The sequence below is a fragment of the Frankia sp. CoBUL1 genome (assembly GCF_978021245.1).
Genome location: NZ_CDXDOS010000160.1, coordinates 1 through 7,799 on the forward strand (window position 1 = coordinate 1; position 7,799 = coordinate 7,799).

A 7,799-nucleotide genomic window follows, 5' to 3' on the forward strand; every position below is an offset into this window, starting at 1 on the left:
CACCCGATACCCGCCGCCCAACCCGGCTGACGACCCCGCCCCACCGAGCCGCCCGCGGACAGCACACCCGATACCCGCCGACGGCCACCCCGGCCTGCGCAAACACAAGCGCAGGGCCTCTCACCCGAGCTGAACAGCTACAAAATACCGACTGGATCTTTTTCGTTGTCTCGCCACGCGATCAAGGGTGCACGCTCCATCACAGCCTGTCCAGACGCATCCACCACCAGGGCGTCATCCGGGAGACAGGCGCACCGTACTCATCCCATCCATCACTCGTCCGGCTACTTTGCCTACATTTTGACCCCCGGGCCGGCGCCATGATGAGCGGCGGGAGCGACTGGACGACCGCGACCTCGTCGAAGCGGCCGTGTGCCTCGCCAACGGCGAGCGCAGGAGTGCTCCTGGTGGGTGTCGAGAACGACGGGGCGATCATTGGTGCCCGGCCGCGGCACGAGGCCGGGCGCACCGACCCGCTGACGAGCTGCGAGGCATCACCGGCCACGGGCGCGCCCGGATCATCCTGGTCTCATACGATTACCGACTGATTCGTCGAGGCAGGCAGGCCGTCGTGCCGCGGTGGCCTGCCCCGGCACCGCGGTCGGCGCGCAGTCCGTGGCCACCCGGAGAAGGACGAGGGATAGATGATCAATAATGCTGCCCACGTACGGACCAACCGTGCCCGCTGGAACGAGATCTCCGACGACTACCAGCGGCTGAACGCCCCGCAGATCCGCCGGCAGGTGTTCACCGGCGACATCTCCTGGGGGCTGTGGGCTGTTCCGGAATCACGGCTCGGCGTGCTCGGTGAGGTCACCGGACGGGACATCCTGGAGATGGGCTGCGGGGGCGGCCAGTGGTCGAGCGCGCTGGTCCGGCGGGGGGCCGACCGATCGGCTTGGACCTCTCCGAACGGCAGCTGCACCACAGCAGACGGCTCGCCGCGGAGACCGGGCTGTCCTTCCCCCTGATCCAGGCGAGTGCTGAGGCGGTGCCCTTCGCCGACGACTCGTTCGACATCGTCTTCGCCGACCACGGCGCCTTCTCCTTCGCGGACCCCTTCCGGGCCGTGCCGGAAGCCGCACGCGTACTGCGCCCCGGCGGCCTGCTCGCCTTCAGCCACGTCAGCCCGATCTACGAGATCACCGTGGCGCCGGGCCGGGACGCCCCTGGCAGTCGCCTGACCCGCGACTACTTCGGGCTGCGTTTGCTGGCCGAGGCCGACGGCCTGGTCAGCGCCAACCTTCCCTACGGCACCTGGATCAGGCTCTTCCGGGACAACGACCTCGTCATCGAAGATCTTCTGGAACCCCGCCCGGCACCGCCGGCATCCGACAGTCACAGCGAGGAACCGGCACCCGCCCAGCCCGAACGCGGCGACGAGGCATGGGCGCGCCGCTGGCCCTCCGAATGCATCTGGCGGCTACGCAAGCCGACGCGGTGAAGGCATCGGCCTCGTGACGACCACGCTGACTGGCGATGCCGTCCCGCACGCCGCTCTGCTGACGGGCATGGCGGACCTCGCCCGCCGGCTCCGACCGGGCGGCCGGAAGGCTCCCGTCGTGCTGTCGCACCACGGTGAACGGCTGATCGTGCGCCACGGTGACGTCGTGCTCAAGGCCCACCCGCCCGGATCCGGCCCACAGCCGCTCGCGGCCCGGCTCCGGCTCGTGGCCCAGCCGCGCCTGGGCCACATCCTGCCGTCCCCGCTACCCCACGCCGCGCCCCTACCGGTCTGGACGGGCTTGCCGTCCGGGTCCACGACCGATGGGTGAGTGCCTGGCCGGCCGGAGGGCCGGCCGGAGCTCAGGACAGCGCGAGCAACGCGCCGAGGGTGAAGCCGACCGCGGCGAGCCACACGAGGGTGGGCAGAGCGCGCAGCCAGCTCGCCACGGGCGAGTGGCCGGCGTGACGCTGGGCCGGAACCTGGGCGGAGTCCGCCCCCGCCGGGACGGGGCTGGGATCGATGCGGCCACGGCCGCCCTGGCCGGCCAGCACGGTCGCCAGATTCCCGACGTCCGGGTCGTCGGGCGCGGCGGGCGGGCGCCGCGGCGTGGGACTGACCGGGGCCAGGACGACCGTCGGCCCGTTCGCCGCGCCGAGGTGCACCTGCACCTCGCCGTCGTTCAGGGCGATGCTGCCGGTCCGGGCGCCGTCCACCCAGATGCCGTTGGAACTGACGTCCCGGGCGAGCCACCCGGCATCGCCGCGGGGCTCCAGCAGGACGTGACGCCGAGACACCCGGCCGTCCGCGATGACGACATCGCAGTCACGGCCGCGGCCGACGACGTGACTGCGGTCGGCGGACAGCACGCTCTGGCCGGACGGGACGGTGATCCGCAGCCCTGTCGGGTCCACTGTTTCTCCTCCTGGGAGGATCCGGCTCCTGCCGAGATCCGGGCGATCGGGGCGCGGGGGTCAGGCGGGGAAGACCGCGTTGTCGCGGACGGTGACGGCGACCGGCGGCAGCGGCTGTTTCGCCGGCCCCGCGACGGGTTCCCCGGTGCGGGTGTCGAAGGCGCTGCCGTGGCACGGGCAGAGGATGCGGCCCTTCGCGATCGCGTTCACCGAGCAGCCCTGATGGGTGCAGACGGTGGAGAAACCCTGGATCGTGCCGGCGGCATTCCTCGTGAGCACCAGGCCGGCGTCGCCGAGGATGAGACCGCCGTCGGCCGGCACCTCGTCGACCCGGGCGAGGGGCGCTGCGCCGCCGGCCTGGCCACCGCCGTTACCCGCGCCCGAACCGTCGCCACCCGCGCGGGTCCCGCCCGCGGTTGCCTGCCGTGGTTTCGAATCGGCCGCGTCGCCGCTGCTGGCGACGACATACCCGACGGCACCCGCGGCGACGGTGACCGCGATGCCGGGGACCACGAGGCGCCGCGTCGGTGCTTCCTGCGTCATGACTTTTTCCTCGGGATCCTGTTCAGACGTGCGGAATACCGGACCGGGTGAAAAACCACAGTGAAGCCGTCAACCAGATTGCGACCAGGGAAACGAGAACCGTCGAGCCGAGGACGGGCAGTACCCACCCCGGTAACCCGCTAGTCCGTAGGCTGATCATCTTTGCCGCGTAGGCCCCGTAAAAGGCGCAGCCCAGGAGGCTGTGGAGGAGCACCCGGGTGCCATCGCTGGCAAAGCCCAGCGCCCAGATGCACTGGAAGGCCACCGGCAGGGTGAGGACGAACGCGGTCGTCCCGCTCCATCGGTGCAGCGGACCGGCCCAGCTCGGTGCCGGGCCTGCGCCGGGCAACCGTCCCCACATCCACAGTGCCGTGGCCAGCTGAACGAATAGCAGAACGGCGGCGGCCGTCGTCAGCCACGCCTTCATCGGCAGCAGGCCAGAAAAACCGAGGGTGAACAGCGGCCGCCCGGCCGGTTCGTGAACCCTCGCGTACACACCGGTCGACACCGCGACGGCGGCACCGACCAACAAAGTAACGCCTAATGCTGTACCCGCACTCGTCTGCCGTTCGGCCCGGTCCGTGCCGGCTGCCATACCGCCTCCCGTCCCCTGAGACATCCTTGCTGCGCGAACTATGCCGGAAAGAGCGCGGGCGCGTCCAGAGTCGTCGGCGGGATGACATCGTCAGTGGAATGACGATGTCGCCGGCCGGATGACGGGTGGGCCGGAGACGGGCCCGGCGTCAGGGCCGGAGACGGGCCCGATGTCAGGGCCGGAGACGGGCCCGCACCGCTCGGCGGAGTTCGTCGGTCGCGTCGACGACGACGCGGCGCAGGAGCGGGTCGAGACGGTCGCGGGCCAGCAGGGCGTCCGCCTCCCGCACCGTCCCCACGGACACGGCGAACTGCGGATAGGCGTGGGTGGCGATCTGCCGGGCGGCGTGCGGGGATCGCCGGGCCGCCATCGCCGGCATCTGCTCGAAGTAGCGGGAGACGTACCCGTCGGTGAGATCCGCCTGCTCGGGCTGCCAGAAACCCTCGGCCGTCGCGGCGACCAGCCGGGCGGACATCGTGTCGTCGTCCACGATCGTCCGCCAGGCCCGGGCTTTCGCCTCGGGATCGGCAACGGCGGCGCGGGCCCGCGCCGCATGCTCGGCGGCCCGGGCGCTGCGATCACGCCGGCTCTCGGCCGCGATCTCCGCCTCCCCGGCCCGCCCGAGTACGACCAGCCGGTGCAGCAGAGTCCAGCGTAGTTCCGGGTCGATGACCAGTCCGGCCGGCACGTCCGTCCCGGCGAGCCACGCCGCCAGCGTTCCCACCTGCGCCGGTCCGCTACACCCGATGACCCCGCGGGCGGCGGAGAGCTGATGACCGCCTCCCGGTGCGGCGACCGCGAAGGCCCGCGCGCAGGCGGCGTGGAGCGCCTGCGCCGCCGCCGGTCGCGCCGACGGCGCGAGATAGCGGTTCAGCACGGTGGCCCGGGCGAAACGCAGGGCGTCCTCGAAGACGGCGATCTCGGTCTCCCGGGGCAGCGCACCCGCGGCGAGCGTCAGATAGTCGGCGGCGGGCCATTCGGCGTCCCGGGTCGCGTCGGCCGCGGCCGCCCAGATGATCGCCCTGGCAAGCGGATCGGCCGTCCGCGGCAGGACGGTGGGCAAAGCGGCGAGGTCGGCCGGGACGAAACGGATCTTGGCGTAGGTCAGGTCGCCGTCGTTGACCAGCAGCAGGCGTCCCGCCTCGCTCCCGACCAGTGACGCGATCCCGGTGCGCCCGCCCGGCGCCGCCGGATCGATGTCCACCTCCACCCGGCGGAGCAGCACGATCGGCTCGGTCGGCTCGGTCGGCTCGGTCGGGCCGTAGACGCCGATGCCGATGCGGTGCGGACGCAGCGTCGGGTGCGTCGGCGGTGCCGTCTGGACCACTGCGACCTGCGCGAGGCGGCCGTCGGAGCCGATCGTGATCTCGGGGCGCAGCGTGTTGACCTGTGCGTGGCGCAGCCACACCTCGGCCCAGCCGGCGAGGTCCCGGCCGCTCGCCGTGGTCAGCGCTGCGAGCAGGTCGGCCAGGGACGCGTTGGCGAAGGCGTGCTGGGCGAAGTACGTCCGCAGCCCCGTCAGGAAGGAGCCGTCGCCCACCCAGGCGACCAGCTGCCGCAGGGCCGACGCTCCCTTGGCGTAGGAGATGCCGTCAAAGTTCAGCAGGGCGAGTGCGGTGTCGGGGACGTCGGCCGGGGCCACCGGGTGCGTCGACGGCCGCTGGTCGGCGGCGTAGCCCCAGCTCTTGCGACCGACGGCGAAGCTGGTCCACGCCCCGGTGAACCGCGTCGCCTCGGCGGTCACCCGATAGCCCATGTACTCGGCGAACGACTCATTCAGCCACAGGTCGTCCCACCAGCGCATGGTGACCAGATCACCGAACCACATGTGGGCCATTTCGTGGGCGATGACGACGGCACGCAGCTCCCGTTCGGCCTCGGTCACCGCCGAGCGGAACACGAACTTGTCCCGGAAGGTCACGCACCCCGGGTTTTCCATCGCGCCGGCATTGAACTCGGGCACGAACGCCTGATCGTAGGTCCCGAACGGGTACCGGCTCGCGAACAGCTCGTGGTAGCGGTCCAGGCAGGCCCGGGTGACGCCGAAGATCTCCGCCGCGTCGGCGTCGAGGTACGGCGCGAGTGAGCGGCGGCAGAGCAGCCCGAGTGGGATGCCGTCGTGGAAGTCCTCGACGAGGTGGTACGGCCCCGCGACCACCGTCACGAAGTAGGTCGCCAGGGGTGCCGTCTCGGTGAACTCCCACCGCCCCGGCGAGGTCTGCTTCCCGGCACCGTTCGCCCGCACCGTCCAGTCGGGGGGTGCGGCCACGCTCAGGCGCACCGGCGCCTTGAGATCGGGCTGGTCGAAGCAGGCGAACATCCGCTGGGCGTCGTCGAGGAAGGTCTGCGCATACAGGTAGACCTCGCCGTCCTCCGGGTCGGTGAACCGGTGCAGTCCCTCGCCGGTGTTCGAGTACCTCATCGTAGCCGTCACCACGAGCTCGTTCGTCGCGTGCAGCGCCGCGAGGGGGAGCCGGTTGCCGTCGACGGCGGAGGGGTCCAGCGGCTGGCCGTTGAGCCACAGTTGCTGGATGGATGCCGGTTTGAGCTCGACGAACGTCGCCGGTGCCGGTTCGCCGTCCGCCGACAAGCCGGCCGTGGCGAGGGAGCCGTCCGTGGGGGGACGGAGGCTGAAGCGCACCCTGGTCGTCGAGCCGAACTCCGTCGACGTGCGCGCCGCGGTCAGGTCGAGCTCGATCTCGTAGCCATCGACGCGGACCAGGCCGGCGCGGGCGAGGGCTTCGTCCCGGGTGAGGCTGTGCATACGGCGAACCTATGAGATGCCTCGCCGCCCGTCCGACGTGGACCTGGTCACCCCCCGATCTTGCCGGGTGGCCCGTTGATGTCAGTGCCCGGAGGCGAGGACAGGGTCGGTGACGCCGTGGGGCAGGCGAACCGCTCGATGTCCCAACCGGCCCGGTAGGCCCCCCGGTAGGCGCCGGCCCGGTAGGCGCTGTCGTAGAAGTCGAGAACGCCGGCCCGCCGGTCCGGGCCGCGTTCGAGGGCCGCGAGCGGGAGGACGGCACGGATGCGGATGGTCAAGGCGGATCTTGATGCCGAGCGCCGCCAGCGCGTCGAAGGTGCGGCGGTAGAACGACGCTACCGACTGCGCGATCAGGGAAATGAGATCGTCTCGCCGTCCAGGCGCTGGACGACCAGCTCATGACCGACGAAGTCGAAGTCGATGGTGAAGATCGGGTTTCCGTCGACCTGGCCCATCGGACGCGTCGTCAGTCCACGGCCGGTCAGCTGGAGAGGAAGATGTCACGGGTTCAGCACCGGTCGGGCCGGCCGCGGCAGTCCGGGACGATGACCCGGCGAATCTCGATCTCTCCATCGCCGAACGACTTGAGGACCACCGAGTGCCGGAGCGCCTCGGCGACGAGCGGGACCTCAGCGAGCACCGAGTCGGGGGGCTTGCCCATCATCAGGTAGTCGACATCACGCCAGCCGTGGGGGAACCGGCCGCGCACCTGAGGGTCGAGGTCCAGCTTGTAGAACCACACCGGCAGCGGCCGGCGCCCGGCGATCGTGAGGTCGGTCCAGGCGATGTCGTCGGTGATAACGATGCCCTCCGGGGGAACGTTCGCGAGGAACCATCGGGTCGCCTCCCGGCTCGGGGCACTCGCGTCCTGGGTGAGCGCGATGCGAATTTTCGGTGTCCAGTCCGGGATCACCGTCGCGGCGGCCACGGACAGGGCCACAAGGACCACGAGGCAGCGCAGGCCATTGACGATCATGGACGCGGTTGCCCCCGGCCCCGGCCAGGCATGATGCGGCGGACCGCGTCGCGGCCGTGCTCCACTCGGCAGGACGGCGTCGAGCAACCCTGCCACGCACAACGCTGCGAACGGGAGCATCGCGGTGACGTAGGGGTTGGGCAGGTAGCCGTTGCGGAAGACGAAGGCAAACTGCAGCAGCAGTAGTCCGGCTGCGACCCGCAGCCGCCGCAGGGCGAGCAGGGGAACCGCGGCCGCAATACCGGCGAGGACCAGGTAGGGATCAAGATCGAGCCAGGACCGCACGACATGGTAGGTGTCACTGCCGGTGTCGAGCACGCTGCCGCTCGGGGCCCGGTCGAACAGCTGCCATCTGATCGCCCATTCCAGCGAGACGTGGCCGGGCCCCTCGAACAGCTCGTTCTTCGCGGCCGCATACAGGATGTAGATGCCGCACACGCCGATCAGGCAGCCCATGAAGTTGCGCCGCACGAATCGCCAGTTACGAGGATCACGATTCTGCCGAAGCAGTACGTACAACCCCAGGGCCGCGCAGAGATCACGCTACGTTGTGATCGGTGACG

9 protein-coding genes and 1 pseudogene are annotated in these 7,799 nt (G+C 70.9%); 3 read left to right on the forward strand and 7 right to left on the reverse strand.

The window, feature by feature from the left end; all coding sequences use genetic code 11:
• Window positions 1–407 precede the first annotated feature (407 nt).
• The 3 genes and pseudogenes from AC08OX_RS12205 to AC08OX_RS12215 all read left to right on the forward strand — a co-directional run bounded on the left by AC08OX_RS12205 (window position 408) and on the right by AC08OX_RS12215 (window position 1,775).
• Window positions 408–548 carry a hypothetical protein gene (locus AC08OX_RS12205; protein WP_476607930.1) on the forward strand — a complete coding sequence of 47 codons (141 nt, stop codon included), beginning with the start codon at window positions 408–410 and terminating at the stop codon, window positions 546–548.
• A gap of 96 nt (window positions 549–644) precedes the next feature.
• A pseudogene (locus tag AC08OX_RS12210) lies at window positions 645–1,444 on the forward strand (class I SAM-dependent methyltransferase).
• Between the two features lie 13 nt (window positions 1,445–1,457).
• Window positions 1,458–1,775, forward strand: coding sequence for a hypothetical protein (locus tag AC08OX_RS12215; protein ID WP_476607931.1), 318 nt, complete (start codon window positions 1,458–1,460; stop codon window positions 1,773–1,775).
• 31 nt (window positions 1,776–1,806) lie between these two features.
• Here the strand turns inward: AC08OX_RS12215 and AC08OX_RS12220 are convergent, their stop codons facing one another.
• The 7 genes from AC08OX_RS12220 to AC08OX_RS12250 all read right to left on the reverse strand — a co-directional run bounded on the left by AC08OX_RS12220 (window position 1,807) and on the right by AC08OX_RS12250 (window position 7,707).
• Window positions 1,807–2,358 carry an FHA domain-containing protein gene (locus tag AC08OX_RS12220; protein WP_476607932.1) on the reverse strand — a complete coding sequence of 184 codons (552 nt, stop codon included), beginning with the start codon at window positions 2,356–2,358 and terminating at the stop codon, window positions 1,807–1,809.
• A 60-nt stretch (window positions 2,359–2,418) separates the two neighbouring features.
• Window positions 2,419–2,901: a Rieske (2Fe-2S) protein gene (locus tag AC08OX_RS12225; RefSeq protein ID WP_476607933.1), complete on the reverse strand. Its 483-nt coding sequence runs from the start codon at window positions 2,899–2,901 to the stop codon at window positions 2,419–2,421.
• Between the two features lie 22 nt (window positions 2,902–2,923).
• A complete protein-coding gene (locus tag AC08OX_RS12230; protein ID WP_476607934.1) occupies window positions 2,924–3,496 on the reverse strand; it encodes a DUF6529 family protein in 573 nt (190 codons plus the stop codon).
• Between the two features lie 172 nt (window positions 3,497–3,668).
• On the reverse strand, window positions 3,669–6,260 hold the full coding sequence (gene pepN / locus AC08OX_RS12235) for an aminopeptidase N (protein ID WP_476607935.1): 2,592 nt from the start codon (window positions 6,258–6,260) through the stop codon (window positions 3,669–3,671).
• Window positions 6,261–6,307: 47 nt separating this feature from the next.
• Window positions 6,308–6,538, reverse strand: a complete 231-nt coding sequence (locus AC08OX_RS12240; RefSeq protein ID WP_476607936.1) for a hypothetical protein — start codon at window positions 6,536–6,538, stop codon at window positions 6,308–6,310.
• A 72-nt stretch (window positions 6,539–6,610) separates the two neighbouring features.
• On the reverse strand, window positions 6,611–6,715 hold the full coding sequence (locus AC08OX_RS12245) for a hypothetical protein (RefSeq protein ID WP_476607937.1): 105 nt from the start codon (window positions 6,713–6,715) through the stop codon (window positions 6,611–6,613).
• Between the two features lie 53 nt (window positions 6,716–6,768).
• Window positions 6,769–7,707, reverse strand: coding sequence for a hypothetical protein (locus AC08OX_RS12250; RefSeq protein ID WP_476607938.1), 939 nt, complete (start codon window positions 7,705–7,707; stop codon window positions 6,769–6,771).
• Between the last annotated feature and the right edge of the window lie 92 nt (window positions 7,708–7,799).

Excerpts from the sequence above, each read along its gene's own strand:
- AC08OX_RS12245 (WP_476607937.1), bottom strand. The coding sequence starts at position 6,715 with ATGGGCCAGGTCGACGGAAACCCGATCTTCACCATCGACTTCGACTTC.
- AC08OX_RS12230 (WP_476607934.1), bottom strand. The coding sequence starts at position 3,496 with ATGGCAGCCGGCACGGACCGGGCCGAACGGCAGACGAGTGCGGGTACA.
- pepN (WP_476607935.1), bottom strand. The coding sequence starts at position 6,260 with ATGCACAGCCTCACCCGGGACGAAGCCCTCGCCCGCGCCGGCCTGGTC.
- AC08OX_RS12225 (WP_476607933.1), bottom strand. The coding sequence starts at position 2,901 with ATGACGCAGGAAGCACCGACGCGGCGCCTCGTGGTCCCCGGCATCGCG.